Annotated in this window: 17 protein-coding genes; 9 read left to right on the top strand and 8 right to left on the bottom strand. The window is 59.1% G+C overall.

Translation table 11 applies throughout. The annotated features are described in order from the left end of the window. Positions 1-76: 76 nt before the first annotated feature. A complete protein-coding gene (locus KVH01_RS21985; protein WP_043050272.1) occupies positions 77-295 on the top strand; it encodes a DUF2970 domain-containing protein in 219 nt (72 codons plus the stop codon). On the opposite strand, the gene KVH01_RS21980 is transcribed toward KVH01_RS21985, so the two are convergent. After that, positions 292-1,359 (bottom strand): ABC transporter substrate-binding protein, encoded by a 1,068-nt coding sequence (locus KVH01_RS21980; RefSeq protein ID WP_217882887.1) that lies wholly within the window; start codon positions 1,357-1,359, stop codon positions 292-294. The genes KVH01_RS21985 and KVH01_RS21980 overlap by 4 nt on opposite strands. A 425-nt stretch (positions 1,360-1,784) precedes the next feature. Between KVH01_RS21980 and KVH01_RS21975 the strand changes: the two genes are divergently transcribed. The 3 genes from KVH01_RS21975 (at position 1,785) to poxB (ending at position 6,058) form a co-directional block, all read left to right on the top strand. Continuing rightward, positions 1,785-3,443 (top strand): nitrite/sulfite reductase, encoded by a 1,659-nt coding sequence (locus KVH01_RS21975; RefSeq protein ID WP_124377680.1) that lies wholly within the window; start codon positions 1,785-1,787, stop codon positions 3,441-3,443. Beyond that, on the top strand, positions 3,427-3,921 hold the full coding sequence (locus KVH01_RS21970; RefSeq protein ID WP_043050275.1) for a DUF934 domain-containing protein: 495 nt from the start codon (positions 3,427-3,429) through the stop codon (positions 3,919-3,921). Before KVH01_RS21975 ends, KVH01_RS21970 begins: the two co-directional genes overlap by 17 nt. Positions 3,922-4,333: 412 nt before the next feature. After that, positions 4,334-6,058, top strand: a complete 1,725-nt coding sequence (gene poxB / locus KVH01_RS21965; RefSeq protein ID WP_217882886.1) for a ubiquinone-dependent pyruvate dehydrogenase — start codon at positions 4,334-4,336, stop codon at positions 6,056-6,058. 47 nt (positions 6,059-6,105) lie between these two features. Here the strand turns inward: poxB and KVH01_RS21960 are convergent, their stop codons facing one another. Then, the gene (locus tag KVH01_RS21960) at positions 6,106-6,663 is read right to left on the bottom strand and encodes an NADPH-dependent FMN reductase (RefSeq protein ID WP_217882885.1); all 558 of its coding nucleotides are present in this window, start codon (positions 6,661-6,663) and stop codon (positions 6,106-6,108) included. A gap of 228 nt (positions 6,664-6,891) precedes the next feature. On the opposite strand from KVH01_RS21960, the gene KVH01_RS21955 reads away from it, so the two are divergent. Beyond that, a complete protein-coding gene (locus tag KVH01_RS21955; RefSeq protein ID WP_217882884.1) occupies positions 6,892-7,128 on the top strand; it encodes a hypothetical protein in 237 nt (78 codons plus the stop codon). 61 nt (positions 7,129-7,189) lie between these two features. Here KVH01_RS21955 and KVH01_RS21950 read toward each other — a convergent pair whose 3' ends face one another. Continuing rightward, entirely contained in the window at positions 7,190-7,528 is a 339-nt protein-coding gene (locus KVH01_RS21950; RefSeq protein WP_217882883.1) for a hypothetical protein, read from the bottom strand. A gap of 184 nt (positions 7,529-7,712) precedes the next feature. Here KVH01_RS21950 and KVH01_RS21945 point away from each other — a divergent pair, with 184 nt between their 5' ends. Then, the gene (locus tag KVH01_RS21945; RefSeq protein WP_217882882.1) at positions 7,713-8,630 is read left to right on the top strand and encodes a LysR substrate-binding domain-containing protein; all 918 of its coding nucleotides are present in this window, start codon (positions 7,713-7,715) and stop codon (positions 8,628-8,630) included. 155 nt (positions 8,631-8,785) lie between these two features. After that, a complete protein-coding gene (locus KVH01_RS21940) occupies positions 8,786-13,021 on the top strand; it encodes a glycosyltransferase (protein ID WP_217882881.1) in 4,236 nt (1,411 codons plus the stop codon). On the opposite strand, the gene KVH01_RS21935 is transcribed toward KVH01_RS21940, so the two are convergent. The 5 genes from KVH01_RS21935 to KVH01_RS21915 form a co-directional block, all read right to left on the bottom strand. Continuing rightward, a complete protein-coding gene (locus tag KVH01_RS21935; RefSeq protein WP_043050282.1) occupies positions 13,016-13,597 on the bottom strand; it encodes a GNAT family N-acetyltransferase in 582 nt (193 codons plus the stop codon). The two genes, KVH01_RS21940 and KVH01_RS21935, sit on opposite strands and share 6 nt — an antisense overlap. An 8-nt stretch (positions 13,598-13,605) precedes the next feature. Beyond that, positions 13,606-15,861: an Orn/Lys/Arg family decarboxylase gene (locus tag KVH01_RS21930; RefSeq protein ID WP_217882880.1), complete on the bottom strand. Its 2,256-nt coding sequence runs from the start codon at positions 15,859-15,861 to the stop codon at positions 13,606-13,608. 138 nt (positions 15,862-15,999) lie between these two features. Then, positions 16,000-16,740 carry a DNA polymerase III subunit epsilon gene (gene dnaQ / locus KVH01_RS21925; protein WP_164484475.1) on the bottom strand — a complete coding sequence of 247 codons (741 nt, stop codon included), beginning with the start codon at positions 16,738-16,740 and terminating at the stop codon, positions 16,000-16,002. A gap of 70 nt (positions 16,741-16,810) precedes the next feature. After that, positions 16,811-17,263 carry a ribonuclease HI gene (rnhA, locus tag KVH01_RS21920; protein ID WP_003173571.1) on the bottom strand — a complete coding sequence of 151 codons (453 nt, stop codon included), beginning with the start codon at positions 17,261-17,263 and terminating at the stop codon, positions 16,811-16,813. A gap of 86 nt (positions 17,264-17,349) precedes the next feature. Then, positions 17,350-18,108 (bottom strand): class I SAM-dependent methyltransferase, encoded by a 759-nt coding sequence (locus tag KVH01_RS21915; RefSeq protein WP_124400448.1) that lies wholly within the window; start codon positions 18,106-18,108, stop codon positions 17,350-17,352. A 65-nt stretch (positions 18,109-18,173) separates the two neighbouring features. On the opposite strand from KVH01_RS21915, the gene gloB reads away from it, so the two are divergent. Continuing rightward, positions 18,174-18,941, top strand: a complete 768-nt coding sequence (gene gloB, locus KVH01_RS21910; protein WP_217882879.1) for a hydroxyacylglutathione hydrolase — start codon at positions 18,174-18,176, stop codon at positions 18,939-18,941. Positions 18,942-19,039: 98 nt separating this feature from the next. Continuing rightward, complete coding sequence (locus tag KVH01_RS21905; RefSeq protein WP_043050287.1) at positions 19,040-20,440, top strand: transglycosylase SLT domain-containing protein; 1,401 nt, start codon at positions 19,040-19,042, stop codon at positions 20,438-20,440. Positions 20,441-20,589 lie beyond the last annotated feature (149 nt).

The raw sequence follows: 20,589 nt of genomic DNA, 5'->3' as shown, positions 1-20,589 counted from the left end.
ACATCGATGAATCAATGACGCCCTGGGCCCGGACATTGTCTACGCTCTATAGAACGCTGCACCTGACGAGGTTCTCATGAGCGATCCAGTCGACAACAAACCACCGACGTTCTGGCAAATGTTGCACAGCGTCATGGCCGCCGCTTTCGGCGTGCAAAGCGGCAAGAACCGTGCGCGCGACTTTACCCACGGCAAGCCCAGCCATTTCGTAGTGCTGGGCATCCTGTTCACCGTGGTATTCGCCTTGACGCTGTTCGGCGTCGTCAAGCTGGTGCTGCACCTGGCCGGCGTCTAGCGCAGCAACAGTTGCAGGCTGAAGGGGTAACGGTAAGGTTGCTGCTTGCCGATTGCCGACAATGCGCGAAAATCCACCAACGGAGCAGGCGCCAACAAGCGTCGTGCCTGGTCGGCACCAATCAACTGGAATAAGGCTTGCTGGCGGTCGCGCCCACCGTAAGCGTCAATATCGACGCCTTTGGCATCATCATGGATCAGCACCATGGCCCAGCCGCCAAGGGTGAAATGCCCGGCGACCAAGGTGGTGAGCCGCCCTTCCAGGCGTGCCCGCAAAATAGCCGGCGAGCTGTTGACCGCACTGAACAGCACAGCCTGGCCCGGCACCCGCCCGCTGTCCTGCAAAGCTTGCATGGCCCCCAACGCCATCTCATCGTTGGCCGACCACACCAGTGCCGCCTGCGGGTAGCGCTTGAACAACTGTGTGGCCTGCTCGAAAGCGCGCTGGCGGCTCCATTCGCCGTAGACCAGTTGGCGCAGACGGACTTCGGGGTGCTCGGCCAAGGCACGGTGCAAGCCTTGTTCGCGCAACTGTGCAGCGGGGGTGTTCTTGGCACCGGAGAAGGCCAGCAGATCCAGGGTTTCACCAGACGATACCGGGCCGTATTGGCGCAGCAAGTCGGTAAGCATCAGGTAGCCGGCTTGCTCGTCGTCCGCCACCAGGCTGGCAACCCAATGGGCATCATCTCGCGCATCCAGCATTTGCTTCTGGCTGGCGGTCAACGCGTTATTCACGATCACCAACTTGACCCCGCTGCCCTGGGCCATACGCAAAATTTGTGGGGCAACGTATTGCTCGTTCACCAGCACCAGGTAGTCGGGTCGCTCGCTGCCATGCAACGCCTCGCGGGCGTGGAGCAAAGTGTTATGGGCGTCGCGCTCGGAATAACGCACGCGCAAATCCAGGCCGAGGTCCTTGGCAGCGGCCTGCATGAATTGCGCATAGCTGACCCAGAAAGTTTCGCTGGAGGTGCCTGGGTTGAGAAACACTACCGACGCGGCCTGGGCCATTGCCCCGTACGCCGATCCTGCTAACCACACACACGCAATCAAAACCTTCAACATGGTTGTTAGAGCCTGGAAAATTGATCGCCATGATAGTGGCAATCCAACAGCCAATCGAGGCTCAATCAACGCATTCTTTTACTGGTGGCTGACCCAGAATACGGCGGTTCCAACCACCAGTATGATCAGGAAAAGAATGGCCCAGGCATCCACGGTACTGTCAGGTTTACGGGCTTTGGTGGAATTGCTCATTGCATCGCCTCTTGTCGGTTTTATAGGTGACGGCACTAAGACTCGACCACAGTAAAGATCATGATTGCCCTTATGACAAATGTGGGTATCGCGATAACGGTTCTTATTAGTCAGTTTGGTTATTTACATATACCCAAACATCACTTTTGCGCATATACGCAAACTGGTATCGTGCGGCGGCTCCGTTGGGAGTGCGCGGCCGTGCGCGCAGATTTGCCGAGAACAGGACCTATATGTACGTATACGACGAATACGATCAGCGCATCATCGAGGACCGCGTCAAGCAGTTCCGTGATCAGACCCGACGCTACTTAGCAGGTGAACTGAGCGAAGAAGAGTTCCGCCCTCTGCGCCTGCAAAATGGCCTTTATGTACAGCGCTTTGCGCCGATGCTGCGGGTCGCCGTGCCCTATGGCCAGCTCACTTCGCGCCAGGCGCGGATGATGGCCAAGATCGCCCGCGACTTCGACAAAGGCTATGCCCACATCAGTACCCGCCAGAACGTGCAGTTCAACTGGCCGGCCCTGGAAGATGTGCCGGACATCCTGGCTGAACTGGCCACCGTGCAGATGCACGCCATTCAGACCAGCGGTAACTGCCTGCGCAACGTGACCACCGACCAATTTGCCGGCGTCGCTGCCGACGAGTTGATCGATCCGCGCCCCTGGTGTGAAATCGTCCGCCAGTGGACCACCTTCCACCCGGAATTCGCTTACCTGCCGCGCAAGTTCAAGATCGCCATCAACGGCTCCACGTCCGACCGCGCGGCCATCGAAGTGCACGATATCGGCCTGGAGCCGGTGCACAACGCCGCCGGCGAGCTGGGTTTCCGCGTGCTGGTGGGTGGCGGCCTCGGTCGTACCCCGGTGGTCGGCGCGTTTATCAACGAGTTCCTGCCGTGGCAGGACCTGTTGAGCTACCTCGATGCGATTCTGCGGGTCTATAACCGCTATGGCCGTCGCGACAACAAATACAAGGCCCGGATCAAGATCCTGGTCAAGGCGCTGACCCCTGAGGTATTCGCCCAGAAAGTCGATGCCGAGATGGAACACCTGCGCGGCGGCCAGACCACCCTGACCGAAGCCGAAGTGCACCGCGTGGCCAAGCATTTCGTCGACCCTGAGTACAAGGCCCTGAGCAACCAGGATGCCGAGCTGGCTGCACTCGACCAGCAGCACCCAGGCTTCGCCCGCTGGCGCACACGCAATACACTGGCGCACAAGAAGCCGGGCTACGTCGCCGTGACGCTGTCACTGAAACCCACCGGCGTTGCCCCCGGCGATATCACTGACAAGCAGCTGGACGCTGTCGCCGACCTGGCCGAGCGCTACAGCTTCGGCCAGTTGCGCACTTCCCACGAGCAAAACATCATTCTCGCGGACGTTGAGCAGAGCCAACTGTTCACCCTGTGGGGCGAGTTGCGCGAAGGCGGTTTCGCCACGCCGAATATTGGCCTGTTGACCGATATCATCTGCTGCCCGGGCGGCGATTTCTGCTCCCTGGCCAACGCCAAGTCGATCCCGATTGCCGAATCGATCCAGCGCCGTTTCGACGACCTGGATTACCTGTTCGATATCGGCGAGCTGGACCTGAACATTTCCGGTTGCATGAATGCCTGTGGTCACCACCATGTCGGCCATATCGGCATCCTGGGCGTGGACAAGAAAGGCGAAGAATTCTACCAAGTGTCCCTGGGTGGCAGCGCCAGCCGCGATGCGAGCCTGGGCAAGATCCTCGGCCCATCCTTCGCCCAGGAAGCCATGCCGGAGGTGATCGGCAAGCTGATCGACGTGTACATCGAACAGCGCACCGAAGATGAGCGTTTCATCGACACCTACCAGCGCATCGGCATCGACCTGTTCAAGGAGCGCGTCTATGCAGCGAATCATTAAGAACAACGAAGTCGTCGACGAAACCTGGCACCTGCTGCCCAAGGACGCGAGCTTCGACGGCATCTCCAACTGCGATGACCTGATCGTGCCGCTGGCTCTGTGGCGCGAACACGGCCACGCCCTCAAGGCCCGCGACGGTGGCCTGGGCGTGTGGCTGGACGCCGACGAAGAGGCCGAGGAAATCGGTGATGACGTGGAACATTTCCAGGTCATCGCCCTGAACTTCCCGGCCTTCACCGACGGACGCAACTACTCCAATGCCCGCCTGCTGCGTGACCGTTATGGCTACAAGGGTGAATTACGCGCAATTGGCGATGTGTTGCGCGACCAGTTGTTCTACCTGCGCCGTTGCGGGTTCGATGCCTTCGCCTTGCGCGCCGACAAAGACCCGTATGAAGCGCTGGAAAGCCTCAAGGACTTCTCGGTGACCTACCAGGCTGCGACGGACGAGCCGCTGCCGCTGTTTCGCCGGCGCTGAGTACCAAAATGTGGGAGGGGGCTTGCACCCGATGACGGAGTACCAGTCAACAGATTCGTTGGCTGATCCACCGTTATCGGGGGCAAGCCCCCTCCCACATTGGGTCCTGCTTGGCTCTGCAAATTTTGGTGAGCCGGGCTTATTCCAATCGACGCCCCTCCCCTTCTGTCACATCGAACATAGCTCACCGACATTCATAAAAACAGCCTAGCCTGAACACTCCCCTGCCGACCAAAGCCAACGTCGCCGCGTGCATGGCGCTGGTACGCGGCCGGTGGGTCATCCCCCGGCGCCCCCGCCGATACCGCGTAGACATGAAGCAATCTTCACACTAAAGGGTGAGCATTCGCCGTAATCGAACTGTCCTCTACTGATCAGCAGCTTTTCAACTCACTGACGATTGGAGTTCTTCATGGCGAAAATCAACCTGGCCCAGCAGCTGGCGACCACCCTTGAACAGGCGGGCATCAAGCGCATCTGGGGCCTGACCGGCGACAGCCTCAATGGCTTGACCGACGCACTGCGCAGCATGGACAGCATTGAGTGGATGCACGTGCGCCATGAGGAAGTCGCGGCCTTTGCCGCTGGCGCCGAAGCCGCTGCTACCGGTGAGTTGACCGTGTGTGCCGGCAGCTGCGGGCCGGGCAACCTGCATTTGATCAATGGCTTGTTCGACTGCCATCGCAACCACGTGCCGGTGCTGGCGATTGCCGCGCAAATTCCATCGTCGGAGATTGGCCTGAATTATTTTCAGGAAACCCATCCCCAGGAGCTGTTCAAGGAGTGCAGCCACTTTATCGAGCTGGTCAGCAACCCCGAACAGATGCCCCAGGTGCTGCACCGGGCCATGCGCTCGGCGATCCTCAATCGCGGCGTGGCGGTGGTGGTGATTCCGGGGGATGTGTCGCTGCTGGAAGTCGAAGACACGCTCAAGCCCTGGCCGGCCCTGCATGCGCCGCGCACTTTGCCTGCTGAGCAGGACCTGCAACGCTTCAGCGAGATCCTGCAGGACAGCAAGAAAGTCACCCTGCTGTGCGGCAGCGGCTGTGCCGGCGCCCACGACCAGGTGGTGGCCTTGGCCGACGCCCTCGGGGCACCAGTGGTGCATGCGCTGCGGGGCAAGGAGCACGTGGAATGGGATAACCCGTTCGACGTCGGCATGACCGGCCTGATCGGTTTCAGCTCCGGTTACCACGCCATGCTCGATTGCGACACCTTGATCATGCTCGGCACAGACTTCCCCTACCGCCAGTTTTACCCGACCGACGCCAGGATCATCCAGGTCGACCGCGACCCTCAGGCCCTGGGACGCCGTGCGACGTTGGACCTGGGCATCGCCGCCGATGTCAGTGAAACCATCGACGCGCTGCTGCCGCGCCTGACCCGCAAGACCGATCGCAGCTTCCTCGATGCTTCGTTGAAGCACTACGAAAAAGCCCGCCAAGGTCTGGATGACCTGGCGCAACCGTCCAAGGCCAACCGACCGATCCATCCCCAGTACGTGGCGCGCCTGCTCAGCGAACTGGCCGACGATGATGCGATCTTTACCGCCGACGTCGGTTCCCCCACGGTATGGGCTGCGCGCTATTTGAAGATGAACGGCAAGCGCCGGCTGATCGGCTCGTTCAACCATGGCTCGATGGCCAACGCCATGCCCCAGGCGATCGGCGCCCAGGCGGCATTCCCCGGGCGCCAGGTGATCTCGATGTCCGGTGACGGCGGGTTCACCATGCTGATGGGGGATTTCATTTCACTGGCGCAATTGAAACTGCCGGTCAAACTCATTGTGTTCAACAACTCCTCCCTGGGTTTTGTCGCCATGGAGATGAAAGCCGCTGGTTACCTGGACACCGGCACTGAGCTGAAAAACCCCGACTTCGCAGCCATGTCCAATGCCATGGGCATCCTGGCTATTCGTGTGGAGCAATCCGAAGACCTGGAACCGGCCTTGCGCCGCGCCCTGGCCCATGACGGCCCGGTGCTGGTGGACGTGGTGACCGCCACTCAAGAGTTGGTGATGCCGCCGAGTATCAAGCTGGAACAGGCCAAGGGGTTCAGCCTGTATATGCTCAAGGCGGTGATGAGCGGGCGTGGGGATGAGGTGATTGAGCTGGCGCGGACTAACTGGCTGCGATAGACAAAATGTGGGAGGGGCTCGCTCCCACACTTGAACTCATTGCCAAATCAGGCCTTCTGTTTTTCCACCCACTTGCCGTAGGCATCGATAAAGGCCTGCAGAAACGGCTTGGACCTTTCCGAGACTTTGCCCGCCTCGTCGAACACGCTGCCCGCTCCGCCCAGGTAGGCTTCCGGCTGCTGCATGCACCACACATCCAGGAACACCAGCGACTGGCGCAAGTGGTGGTTGGCGCCGAAACCGCCCATCGCACCCGGCGACACACTGATGATGGCCCCCGGCTTGCCGCCCCAGACACTTTGCCCATAAGGACGCGAACCCACGTCAATGGCGTTCTTCAACGGAGCGGGTACGGAGCGGTTGTATTCGGGGGTCACGAACAGCACTGCGTCGGATGAACTCACCTGTTTGCGGAAATTACTGTAGGCTGCGGGCGGTGTTGCTCCCTCGAGGTCTTCGTTGTAGAGCGGCAAATCGCCGATTTCAATAATGTTCAACTTGAGATTGGCGGGGGCCAGCTCTGCCAGCGCCAGGGCGACCTTGCGGTTGATCGACTCTTTTCTCAAGCTGCCCACCAGGACGGCGATCGTGTAGACCTTGCTCATTGAGGTTTTCCCGACTTCTGAATAAAGGAGCTGGTAGTTATAGAGGCTTCCCGGCGTGTTCACCAGAGGTTCCCGGTGATTTTCCCGGCGTTTTCTTTGCAAGCGATTGCGTAGGAAGCGTCTGAAAACACCAGCGAATAGTATTTTTTTCTTATAGGTAAACTACCCCGCTCCTTGACGGTCTACAGAACCGCAAATCGAGTGTTTATCTCCAGAGGTTCTAAACAGATGGCAGCAGTACTAGTCGGACAGTTCCATGCCAGAGACGCGGAAGGTCGCGTTTATTCGGTGCATGAGTTCCAGGAATCCAACCCGGCGCAAGGCGACCTGGTTGGGTCGGCGCCCTCCACTACCTACAAGCTGGCCATTGGCGACCGTGTAGAAAAACTGGAAGGCGATGAATTCAAGTTGACCCAGTCGGGGACCATTATCGTCCGCGAATCGCAAACCACCCTCGCCTCATAAGTTCCAGCCCTTATCCACCCGCCCAGTCCCCGCGCGTGCTGGCGGCGACTGGGCTGGAGGATCAGGGCTTGCGGATATCCGTCACTTCAATTCCCTGCTCGCCTTGCTTGAGCGTCACGACGAGTCGCCCTCGCTCCCCCTCGACGGCGTACATGGAACGCTTGTAGCCCGACGCGTTATAGGCGGGATAGGCCTCCACCTGCCGAATCAGGGTAATGCCCAGCACCGCGCCCACCTGTTCACCCACCTGTTCCTGGGAACGGATAAAGGTTTCCAGTGCGCGGTTTTCCGGCGTGGGTTCAGCGTAATCATTGAAGAGGTAAGCCGCCACGCATCCCAAGGTCACCAGGACCAGTAGTTGCTTGGCCGTCACCCCGAAGAATGTCGAGGGTAGAGGCATTTTGAGACCAGACCTGTTTATTGTTTTAAGTACCGGAACACCGGCATTGGTCGTTGCTGATCAGATGCGCCATTCTAGTGAGGTCGTGACCGAACGCCATAGGCCAGGGCGACCCGTGCAGTCTTTTTTGCGCACAAAGCCTTGCACCATTGAATCCCCATCGCGCTGCACATAGACTCCGGCCATGCGTTTACGTCATATCGAAGTGATTCAGGCCATCTTGCAGACCGGGCACCTCGGCACGGCCGCCGAGTGGTTGCAACTCCCCGTGGGCGAGGTAGACGCCACCCTCAAGGATGCCGAGTTGCAATTGGGGTTCATGTTGTTCGCCAGTGTACGCGGCCGCCTGCAGGCGACGCGCGAGACCCTGGAGTTGCAGGCAGATATTGGCGCGCTGTACGAAGCGCTCGAGCCGGTACAACGCATGGCCAGCCGTTTGAAACACCATCACGCCCCGACACTGCGCGCGCTGTGCACCCCACCGCTGGCCAACCAACTGTTGCCGCAAAGCATTGCCATATTGCGCCGACGCTTCCAGGACACCCCGTGCAACCTGTCGAGCCAGCCGACCCGGGAGATCGTCAAGAGCCTGCTGCTGCACGAAGCCGATGTGGGCCTGAGCCTGCATGATCCGGACCATGCGCAAATCCAAAGCACCGTACTGGCCCAGGGCAAATTGCAATTGCTCGCGCCCCATGGCTGGCTCAAACCCAAGCAAAAGTACATTGCATTGCAGGACCTGGCCGGGCAGTCGCTGATCGGGCTTGAGGGGCATGACCCGCTCAGCCGCCTGCTGGACGCCAAGCTGCAAGCCCTGCGCCCGTTACCAGTGGTACAAACGCGGGTGCAGACCTACCAGATGATGCGCAGCATGGTGGAAGCCGGGGAAGGCCTGGCGATTGTCGACTCGTTCACCGCAGCTGGCGCGCGGGAATCCGGGCTGGATAGCTGCCCGTTATCTCCTCCCATCCCTGTCATCCTTTACGCACTGACTTTGAAGAACGCATCACCCACGCCGGCGCTAAACGCGCTGCTGGAGATTGTCATGCACAAAGCCGAAGCCTTGCTGACCGGCGCTTCGCTTGGCACGCCCGCACCCTGACGCTCCTCCCACACCTTCTTTTTCTCGTGCTGTACCCGACACATCCGGTAGAGGTGTGACGGGAACCTCGTCCGAAGTTTTTTACACCCAATCGCTGTAAGGAAGCGCCAATTCCGCTTTCTATCAGACGAATATGAAACTAAGGAACGGTTTCCATGAATGATCTTAACCCTGTGCTTACCCACCTGCCTGCCACAGCTCTGACCGGGCACAACTCTCCATCAGCCGCTACAGTTCTCACCGGTTTTCAGTCCAACCCCCTCAACAACCGGCCCGCTGTCGCGGCCAACGATCCAAGCCCTGACGAACTCGACAACCCCTCAGCCCTTAAAAAAGCCTTTGCTGAATACTGCAACTGGAAAGAGCTGGCTGCAAAACTGCTGCCGCTCCTTGAAGAACTGACCGGAGCCTTTCCAGGGGACTTGTCCAGCGCACAGCAAAGCCGGCTTGAAGCACAACTGGAAGCGCAGTTGAACAGCCTTTCACTGCCGATCTGTGAACTCTCCAGCTATTACGAGAAACACAACCTGACTCCAACCAGCGTCGTCAAGCTTCACACCTTCCTCAGCGGCAGCGGCTTGAACGTGCCGAAAACCCTGGCTGAGTTGATCACGCTGTATCAGCGCGCTATCCAACAGGTGCACACCCACCCGTTGGGTAATTTCAGCGGGGCGCTGTCATGGCCGACGCCGCTGGCAATGCAGGACAAACAAACCATCATCGACCTGCTCAATGCACCCGACTCGACGGTGCCCGGACTGCCATTGGCCGACAAACAAAAAGGGGTACTGGGCTATCTGCTGTCAGCCGCGAACCTCTCCAACGATGACTTCAAATACCCCAGCTCAGCGATGGAAACACTGCTGGGCTCGGCCAAGGCACAAGCATTGGGGCAGGCTATACAAACCCAGTTGGGAGGCATTGCGACAGAAGCCAGCAGCAATGACTACTTGCTGGCAGCGATCCATCTTGGCCTGGATCCGGAATCCCTGGGTACCCCGGCTCGCAATAGCGTTGCCGGCTTTGACCTGGGGCAGCGACAGTTCTGGCATAAGCCGGCTGCACTGGTAATTGACGGCTTGAGCCGCTATCTGGTGACCAAGGGGCGAGCCACCCCGCAATCGGCCGACCTTGCAGCCCGCATGCTGCTGGCAAGGGTCGCACCTGAATACCGGGTCAAGGACATCCCGGCCAACGTGACGTACGGCAGTATCCCATGGACACAACTGGCAATCGCGGCAGCCAAGCTGGAGGCCCACTCCCCAGGGCGCGTACTCACGATGAGCTACAGCCAGGTGCTCGCCGCCGCAGAGGCGATCGATGTTGGCGCCCCGCTCACCCAGCATATCCAGCATAAAGCCTTGAGCAATTGGGGAGTCGTCCATGGGCTGTTGAGAGCCGGTGACATCGCGCCCACCCAGATTGAAATGCAGGTGGTGCAAAATGCATTCAATGCCCAGCAGAGCGCATTGCAAGCCACGTCCACAGCGCTTGCAACGCCCATCCCCAGCCGTGAAACGATGGCGCTGGAGCTGCTCCGCGCAGAGTTCCCGGGAGTCCCGGACAGCGTTTTCAAGGCAAGAAACATCCTCAAAGCCAACTTGACTCCAGGACGGCCCGGTCGCTTCCCTGGCAACCACTCAATGCTGGATATCGTCATGCAGGGTGACAAGGTCAAGCATGACGACAAAGAACATTGGCTGACTCAAGACAAGCGAATTCCCATTAATGAGTTCTGCGAAAAGTCCGCGAGCGGCAAACTGACGGTGGCAGATGCCTTTACCGAGCGTTACAACCAGACCATAACGGAACTGGAAAAAGGCCACACTGGCCTGACCCAGTACCTCATCTCGAACCTGCCGCCAGAGGACAAGCAGAACTTCGAGTACGGCCAGCTCGAGTTTTTCCATACCAATGAATATAAAATAGGCACCGACTTCAGCACGAAGACCCTGACCAAGCGGGGCCATACGCTGGATGTGAAAACCACCCGCGACGGCCAGGTCAACGTTTATCGCATTGACACCAGCGCAGGCACTGTTTCAAAGCACAACCACCTCATCGACCAGTACTCCCCGCCTTACGGCAAGCTCGATAGAAGAGACGCCAACAGGCTGTATAGAACCGTCCAGTTCAATCCGTTCGAAGACGAGCACGCTAAGCAGTCCAAGGAAAAAGCGACGGTCTCGCAAATACCGCAAGTATTCAATTCCGAACGCACGAACTACATCGCCAAGGTATTCGCCAAGTCCCTCGACCTGCACAACGATGATCTGCGTGAACATGCCAGCGGCATGACCTCCTATGACAAAAGCGCAGCTGCCGACGATGCCATCGGCGATTTTTTCCTCAATCTGATTCCGTTCAGGTCGGCGATTGTCAATTTCATGCAAGGTAACGTTGGCGAAGGCTTGTTCGACCTTGGCCTTGACGTGGTTGGGCTGGTCACGCTGGGCGCCGGCAAGGCCGCCCAGGCGGGCAAGGTATTGACCAAGGGCGTGACCAGCCTGAAGGCCGCATCGAAAACCGTGCGATTCCTTGGCGGCGCCGCGCTGGAGGCACTCAACCCACTGGGTGGCGCTGGCGACCTGCTCAAGGGCGCCAGCCGCCTTGTGTGGTCCAAGGGAAAGTCCGCGGTTAATTTTCTCCGGGGGGCCAGCGGCAGCTACGATGTGCTCAAAGAGGCCGGCAAGCAGCATGCCGTGGTTGCCGTGGGCACCTACAAGCTCCTCGACCACACCGAGGAAACGGGAGCAGTGTTGCGCAACGGCAACTGGTACGACTATGACGTGGCGAAGGGGCAACCCTACGGGACGCCGCTGAAGGATTTCAGACCTGGCATCGTGGCGGCTGCGGATGAGCTCAAAGTTCTCAACCCGCCCGCACTGCGGGACTACGCGGTGGACATCTCGCCCGACCGGCTGCAGGTGAAAGGCCTCCAATCAAATATCTACAAAGACCACAACGGTAAGGAATTCATAAAAATTGACCACCGGTTTTATCAGTCCAAACTCAAGGATGGTCAACGTGTTATCCAGCACCCCAACGCAGGCCATCCCGACCTTGCGGTCAGGGACTTGGGCGGCCGAGGATGGGAGCTTTCGGCAACAGCGAATCGTTTACTCGGTGGTGAGTCCTGGTCTGCCTGGAAGCTCAATGAGAACACCTACATCGTGCCGATAGACGACATAAAAATACACACAGACTCCCCGTACCCCTACGTCATCAACTACCAAGGCATGAATTACGCCACCACTTTTGACACCAAGGTCGGTGCCTGGTCAGCCGGGGTGGGGAATACCAAAGGGACAACGCCTGAATATTTCTGGAGAAGCGCAAAAAATAAATGGCAGAGGGGCTCACTGGAAAACTATCAAAGTGCCAAAAAGATAGCCGATCACAACTTCAGGTTTATCGAAGCACCCGCGCCGGCCATATTGCAGATGCCCAAGAACATCCGCCCCGTCCCCCAAGACATTCACTATTTCTGGGCCGGTGGCGAAATACCGGACAGGTTGATCAAGAATATCGCGGCCAACACCGACAAAATGCCTGGGTTCAAATCCATCGTGCATGTCGACGCCGACACCCCTGAGCTATTCCAGGCAATCAAGCTCAAGCTGGCAAAAGACGCCCCCGGTGTCACAGCCATGAACTTGCATGAAGAAGAGTTCTTCCAGTCATTGAAAAACACAGAGCTGTATTCATATTTCCGCAAGGGTCAGGGCAAGAACCTCGCTGCGACTTCCGATGTAGCTCGCTATCCGCTGATGAATAAATACGGAGGCATTTATCTCGACACCGATGATGCGATCAAAGGCGCGGTCGGATCGGCAGGCTTAAATGCGGGCGACTCGGATATTCTGGTCAGTCGACCTGTCGCCCATAAGCTGACTGACTACAAGCCATTTTTTAATACGAGTAACTTCGCCACGCAACCGAATAATCCGGTCATAGCTGAAATGATCACCGAGATGAATCAACGCTTCACCAAAAACAAAGCCTATTTTGAAGCCAATCGCCCGACCATCGACAAAAATCCCAAGGGTGGGTTCGACTACACCTCGGACTTTCTGGAGTACGAAGGCAAGATTTTTGAAACCGTAGGCCCGAACATGTTTGACGATGTGCTGAAATCCAGGCGACCTGACATTTACGACGCAGGTTTTGATGGAATGAGCAAAGAAAAAATGCAGCAAGGCAAACACGGGTTCACGCCCGGAAAACCGTTCAACCTTGAGGACGACACCCGCCAGTATTACGCTAGCAAAGGTCTGACAGAGCCCGATGGGCTCCAACAAAGCGTACGGGAGGCGAAGAAGCACTATCGTGCTTACCGTGATCAACTACAGATCAGTGTCGGCGCCGAACATTCGTGGATCAATTCATAGACTGTCCCGCTCGGGCATGAACAACCGATACCAGAAAATCGCCACCTCGCGGGTTTGCGGATCAATGCCGCGATAACGCAGGTGGTCGATCCCGCCCAGCACATAACCACAGCGCTCGTACAAGCGACAGGCACCCAGGTTATTGTTCTGGGTTTCCAGCATCATGCCCGGCAGGTTTTTCTTGCGCGCCCAGAACTGCGCCACATCCAGCAACGCCTTGGCCACACCGTGGCGTCGCGCAGGCAACACCACGGCCAGCTCATCGACGTGGGCAAAACCGTTCCAGTTGGTGCTGACCACCACATGTCCCACCGCGCGATCATCCAGGTAGGCCATGAAGATCGCGCTGTCGGCGGCATTGCGAAAACTGGCGAACTCTTCTGGGTCAATACCGTAGCACTTGCGGTACGGCAGGACCCGCTCCACAGGCCATTGGTCGACACGCTGGCCCATCTGCGGCACACCATAGGCGCTGACCTCAAAGCTGAAGTCATTGCCCCATACATAGGGGTCGAAACCTTCATCCGCGACCCGCACACTGAGCCCTGGGTACTTCGGGTTCATTACAGCTTGCATAAACATCCTTAGCCCTTGATGCAATCGACGGTGTAACAACGGCCACTGCCGTCATCTTCGTGTTGCAGCCCATGAACATCCGCGACAAAACCGGGGAAGCTGCTATCGAACGTACGGGCAAACGCCAGGTAGTCGATGATTGAACGGGTTGACTCGGTAAAGCGTTCACCGGGCATGATCAACGGAATACCGGGCGGATAAGGCACCAGCATCACGGCCGCGACACGCCCTGGCAAAGCATCGATAGGAACTGCCTCCACCTCGCCCCTCACCAACTGGTCGTAGGCATCGGCGGGTTTCATCGCGATTTCCGGCAACATCGTATACATGCGCTTGAGATGCTTGGCAGTAGCGTTGCTACGGTAACAGCTGTGCAACTGGTCGCAAAGGTCGCGCAGCCCCATGCCCTGATAACGCGCAGGACCTTGGGCATGCACCGACGGCAGACAGCTGGCCAGGCTGGCATTGGCGTCGTAGCTGCGCTTGAACTCCAGCAGTTCGGTGAGCAAGGTGCTCCATTTGCCCTTGGTGATGCCCATGGAAAACAACACAAGGAACGAATACAACCCGGTTTTTTCCACCACCAAGCCGCGCTCCCAGAGAAACTTGCTGACTACCGCAGCGGGAATCCCGCAGTCGCTCAGGGCGCCTCCGGCGTTGAGGCCGGGCATCACCAGCGTCACCTTGATCGGGTCGAGTAATACGTAGTCTTCGGCAATGTCGCCAAAACCATGCCACTCATCCTGAGGGTGCAACAACCAATCCGCGGTGGCGATCCGGTCGATACCGGTGACCGAGGGCGGCTGCCAGATGGAAAACCACCAGTCTTCGGCAGCGATATGCTGGCGCAGGTTGGCCAGGGCTCGCCTGAAACTCAGAGCCTCGTCGAACATTTCCTGCAACAGCGAACGCCCGGCCGGGCCTTCCATCATCGCTGACGCCACGTCCAATGAAGCGATGATGCTGTATTGCGGCGAGGTCGAGATATGCATCATGAAGGCTTCGTTGAACCGATCACGATCCAGTTGCCGTGCACCGCCGTCCTGCACATGGATCATCGAGGCCTGACTGAAGGCGGCCAGCAGTTTGTGGGTGCTATGGGTGGTGAAGACCAAGGGGCTGTCCGGGGTGCGTGAGGTGCCCATGCCATAGCGCCCGGCGAAGAACTCGTGGAACGCGGCATAGGCGTACCAGGCCTCGTCAAAATGCAGCACCTCAACGCTGCTACCCAGTTGCTGCTTGATCAATTCGGCGTTGTAGCACAGGCCGTCGTAGGTGGAATTGGTCACTACCGCCAGCTTCACTTTCGCAGGCCGGCCACGGGTCAGGGGGCTGGCATCGATCTTGGCGCGGATCGACTCTGGACTGAACTCACTCAGGGGAATGGGACCGATGATCCCCAGTTCGTTGCGCTCAGGGCACAGGTACAGCGGGATGGCACCGGTCATGATGATCGAGTGCAACACCGATTTGTGGCAATTGCGATCCACCAGTACCAGATCGTCGCGACCGACCATGGAATGCCAGACGATCTTGTTGGCGGTGGACGTGCCATTGATCACAAAGAACGTATGGTCAGCGCCAAAGTTGCGAGCGGCGCGGGCTTCGGCTTCGGCCAAGGGCCCGGTGTGATCGAGCAGCGAGCCCAGCTCGGGAACTGAAACAGACAGGTCCGAACGCAGGGTATTCTCCCCGAAAAACTGATGAAACGCCTGCCCCACCGGGCTTTTGCGATAGGCCACGCCACCGCCATGGCCGGGAGTGTGCCAGGAGTAGTTGGAGTCGGCGGTGTGTTGCACCAGGGCCTTGAAGAACGGCGGCAGCAGGCCATCGAGATAACTGCGTGCAGCCCGGGCGACCTGGCGCGCCAGGAACGGCACAGTGTCTTCAAACAGATAGAGAATCCCGCGCAGTTGGTTGAGCTCGCTCATGGCATCGGCGGGGGCATTTTCCAGGGTGACTTGCTCGCCCAGGGCAAAGATCGGCAGGTTGGGCGCCCTCATCCGCGCCAGGCGGATCAGCTCGACCATGTTTTGCAGCAGATGGGTATTTTCCCCGGCGCCCTCCGCGGCGATCAGCATGCACGCCAGGCCGTGGTGGGTGGAGGCCACAAGACGTCCCTCGGCATAGTCCACCGCACAAAAGATACTGAAGCCCTCCTGTTCCAACTCCCTGGCGATGCCTCGAACCCGATCACCGGCAACGGTGTCGGCCTTGATGTCACGGTGCACGATCAGAATGGGGAACTTCAGGTCTTTGTACATGAGCGCTCTTACTTCTGAGGCTTTGCAATCAGAGTAGAAGCTGGACGCGAATGTAGCGAATGAAGATTTTGCAGGCAATGAGGATCAGCTGTGGGAGAGGGCTTGCCCCCTCCACATTTTTACTGCATTGAGCCTGGGTTATTGTTGGGTCAACTGGGTCCACAACGCCGGCGCACCCGCCGACTTGGCAATCGCTTCCAACCGCGCCGCATGCTCGGCCAAATCCTGCTCGCTGGCCCGGATGATCGGCGTGGGCCTGCGATCAGCCGGCAGACGGCGGATTTCCGAAGGGCGGTTGCCGGAGCCTTCCGCCGATCCGGCGCCATCTGAGGCATTGCCGGCCAGGGACAGGCTGGTCTGCCCGCCGGTCATGGTCAGGTAGACGTCGGCCAGGATCTCGGAGTCGAGCAAGGCGCCGTGCAGTTCACGGCCAGAGTTATCGACGCCATAACGCTTGCACAGGGCATCAAGGCTGTTGCGTTGGCCCGGGTGACGCTCGCGGGCCATCATCAGGGTATCGAGGATCGTGCAGTGCTGGGAGATGTCCGCACGGTCCATCTGCCCCATCAGGGCAAATTCGTTGTTGATAAAGCCGATGTCGAACGCCGCGTTATGGATGATCAGCTGGGCGCCGTTGATAAACTCGAAGAATTCATCGGCCACTTCGGCAAAACGCGGCTTGCCCTTGAGGAATTCGTCGGTGATGCCGTGAACGCCAATCGCGCCTTCGTCGCTGTCCCGGTCGGGTTGCAGGTAGACGTGGAAGTGGCGGCCGGTCAGGCGGCGGCCCATCAGTTCGACACAGCCGATTTCGATGATCCGGTGACCATCGGTCACCGGCATGCCGGTGGTTTCGGTATCGAGTACAACAGATCGGATGGCCATCAGGGTTCAGCTCTCAACGGTGTGGTGTGAATCAATGGGCGCAATGTTAACACGTGAGCTGACATCAGCTCTGCTTGTAGCCGCGCACTTCATCTACACCACGGTTGGCCAACTGGTCGGCGCGCTCGTTGCCAGGGTGGCCGATGTGTCCACGCACCCACTTCCAGGTGATGTCGTGACGGTTGCATTGCTCGTCGAGCAATTGCCACAGGTCGGCGTTCTTGACCGGCTCCTTGGCTGCGGTCTTCCAGCCGCGCTTTTTCCAATTGACCATCCACTCGTTGATGCCCTTCATTACATATTGCGAGTCGGTCACCAGCAGGACGTTGCAACGACGCTTGAGCTCTTCAAGGCCGCGAATGGCGCCCATCAGTTCCATGCGGTTATTGGTGGTGTTGGCTTCGCCGCCCCACAGTTCCTTCTCCACGCCCTTGCATACCAGCAGGGCACCCCAGCCGCCCGGGCCTGGGTTACCCTTGCAGGCGCCGTCGGTGAAGAGTTCTACGCTATCGGTCATCGGTTGCATCCATCAAGACGGGCTGGCGGTCGTTGACCGACAGTATCCCGAGGCCGGGCAGCCCGGCCTGAAATCAATAAAGAGGTTTAGGGTTCGCTTTGCTCGCGGTTGACCTTGGCCATCGGCATCGGTACCAGCTTGCCCATGGGTTGTCGCAGTACCTGGCGCACCGGCCGCAGCCCCACCACGATCTTGCGCGCCACCAATAAATAGAAGCCACCACCCGAGAGTTGCCAGGCACCCGCCCGGCGCTCCCAGCCGGCCAGGCGCCCCTGCCACTTGGCCGTCGCCAGCGGCGGACGATAGCACCCGAAGCGGCGTTTCTCCAGCGCGAAGCCCAGCAGGTTCAGCCAGTCCCCAACCCGCGACGGTGAGATGCAGCGCGCCTGGCGCAGGCCGTCATGAGCGAACACACGGCGCAGGCCCCAGCTGCTCCAGGGGTTGATGCCGACAATCAGCAAATGGCCACCAGGGCGCACGCTGCTCGCCGCTTCGCGCAGCAAGCCATGGGGCGACAGGCAGAAATCCAGGCCATGCTGCAACACCACCACATCGGCGGCGTGCTCGCTCAAGGGCCAGGCCTGCTCCTCACAGACGATTTCCACCCCCGGCAGCGGCGCGCCCAAGCGCACATTGCGTTGCACCTGGGGCGCCGACGGCGGGGTTTCGGCCGACGGCCCGTAATGCACCAGGTAGCCACCAAAGAACCGGCCCAGTTCGTCATCGAGCATGCGCCGTTCTTCATCCAGCAGAAATTGCCCAATCGGCCCGGACAACCATTCGCGGGCCGCACTGATCAGGGCCAGCCACTCAGGATCGGCCTGGGCGAACGCTTTATCGGTCATTGCATTCTCCAACTCGCCTAGACGTTCTAAGATGCACCAATGTGTTCAGCTTGGCGAATCGAAGAATGATACAGATCAGTGCCCTACCCGCCTTCACCGACAACTACATCTGGTTGTTGCAAGACCCTGCCACCCGGCGCTGCGTCGTGGTCGACCCGGGCGATGCCGCGCCAGTGCTGGCCTGGCTCCAGCAGAACACCGAGTGGACGCTCAGCGACATCCTGGTCACCCACCATCACCATGATCACGTGGGCGGTGTCGAACAACTGAAACGGGTGACCGGCGCCAAGGTCTACGGCCCGGCCAACGAAAAGATCCCGGCGCGGGACGTGGCGCTGCAGGACAATGACCGTATCAACGTGCTGGGCTGGGACTTCGACGTCTACGCCGTACCGGGGCATACCCTGGGCCATATCGCCTTTTATCACGAAGGGGTGCTGCTGTGTGGCGATACCTTGTTCGCCGCCGGTTGCGGGCGCCTGTTCGAAGGCACACCCGAGCAGATGCATGCCTCCCTGGAACGCCTGGCCGCCCTGCCCGCCGATACGCTGGTGTACTGCACCCATGAATACACACAAAGTAATCTCAAATTTGCCCAGGCCGTGGAACCGCACAACGCCGACATCGCCGCACGGGTAGAAGACGTTGCCCGATTACGGGCTCGGGGCGAGATGACGCTGCCTTCCAATCTGGCCCTGGAAAAACGCACTAATCCTTTCCTGCGCACCGCTGAAACATCCGTTAAACAAAAAGCAGACGAACGGAATGGCCGCGACAACCGCTCTGGGGCCGAGGTGTTTGCTAGCTTGAGGGCTTGGAAAGATAAGTTCTAAGAGGAGCTATTCTGGTAGGTAATTTCTGAATGGTTGACCGGAACCGAAGCGCTTTCTAGAATCGCCCGACATTTTTGCCCGGAACTTACTTCCAGCCAATGTCGTCATCTATTCGTAAATCCATTTCTTCAGACGCATTGACCCGCCTGGCTCAAGCCGTGGCGGTGGCTGTTTCCGCGACTCTGGCGGGCTGCCAATCGACCCATTACGCTGCACAATCCACCGTGCAACCCAAACCCAATCTTGCTGCCAAGATCAAGCAAAAACCTATTTGGCTATCAGAGAAGCCTAGCCCCGAAGTGCCCCAGGATGTCTGGGAACGCATGCGTCGGGGCTTTCAATTGCAGGACGGCGTTGGCGTCAACCCGCGCATCGAGCAACAGCGCCTGTGGTTCGCCAGCAACCCGTCCTTCCTCGAGAACGCCGGCGAACGCGGCAGCCTCTACATTCATTACATCGTCGAACGCCTTGAAGAACGCAACATGCCCCTGGAGCTGGCGCTGCTGCCAGTGATTGAAAGTGCCTACAACCCAATGGCCTATTCGCGCAGCGATGCGGTCGGCTTGTGGCAGTTCATTCCCTCCACCGGGCGCTACTTCAACCTGCGCCAGACCCGTGCCTACGACGGCCGTCGCGACATTACCGCCTCCACCACCGCCGCCCTGGACTACCTGACGCGTCTGCATGACATGTTCAATGGCGACTGGCTGCTGGCCCTGGCGGCCTATAACGCCGGTGAAGGCACCGTCAGCCGGGCCATCGAGCGCAACGAAAAGCTCGGCCTGCCCACCGATTACTGGAACCTGCCCCTGCCCCAGGAAACCAAGGACTACGTACCCAAGTTCCTGGCCCTGTCCCAGGTGGTACTGGCGCCCGAGGCCTACGGTGTCAACCTGAACCCGATTGCCAACACGCCGTATTTCGAAGTGGTTGAAGTCAAGCAAAGCATGGACCTGTCACGGGTTGCCGCGCTGGCCGAGATCGACGAAGACGAACTGTTCCAGCTCAACCCGGCCTTGAAACAACGCACCACTCTGGATGGCCCCCAGCATCTGCTGGTACCAACCTCCAAGGCCCAACTGCTGACCAGCACCCTTTCGACGATGAAGCCGGAAGAATTGCTGAGCATGCGCCCCAAGAAGCCAGTGTTCGACGAAGTCGAGACCAAGGCGGTGGCCGGGCGTACCCGCAGCTACAAGGTGCGCAGTGGCGACAACCTCACCTTGATCGCCAAGGCCAACAAGGTCGACGTGCATGACCTGCAACGCTGGAACAAGCTCAACGGCCAGGCCCTCAAGGTCGGCCAGACCTTGGTGATGCAGGACACCCGTAAAGCCGCGGCGAAAAAACCGGTGCAGTACAAGGTCAAGAAAGGCGACTCGCTGTACATGGTCGCCAAGCGCTTCAACGTCGAGATGCAACATCTCAAGCGTTGGAACCCGCGCACCGGCCAGGCCTTGAAGCCCGGACAGATGCTGGTCGTTTCCGGGCCAAGGTAAAGCCCCAAGAACACCGGGAGGCTAATGTGGGAGGGGCGGTGCGACGACTCGACTTGCTCCCGATAGCAGTGGGTCAGTCAGCCTGGTATTGACTGACACACCGCTATCGGGAGCAAGTCGAGTCGTCGCACCGCCCCTCCCACATTGAG

Source organism: Pseudomonas khavaziana (assembly GCF_019145205.1).
In the GTDB taxonomy this organism is placed as follows: Bacteria; Pseudomonadota; Gammaproteobacteria; order Pseudomonadales; family Pseudomonadaceae; genus Aquipseudomonas; species Aquipseudomonas khavaziana.
This window is presented reverse-complemented; position numbering and strand designations above follow the sequence as displayed.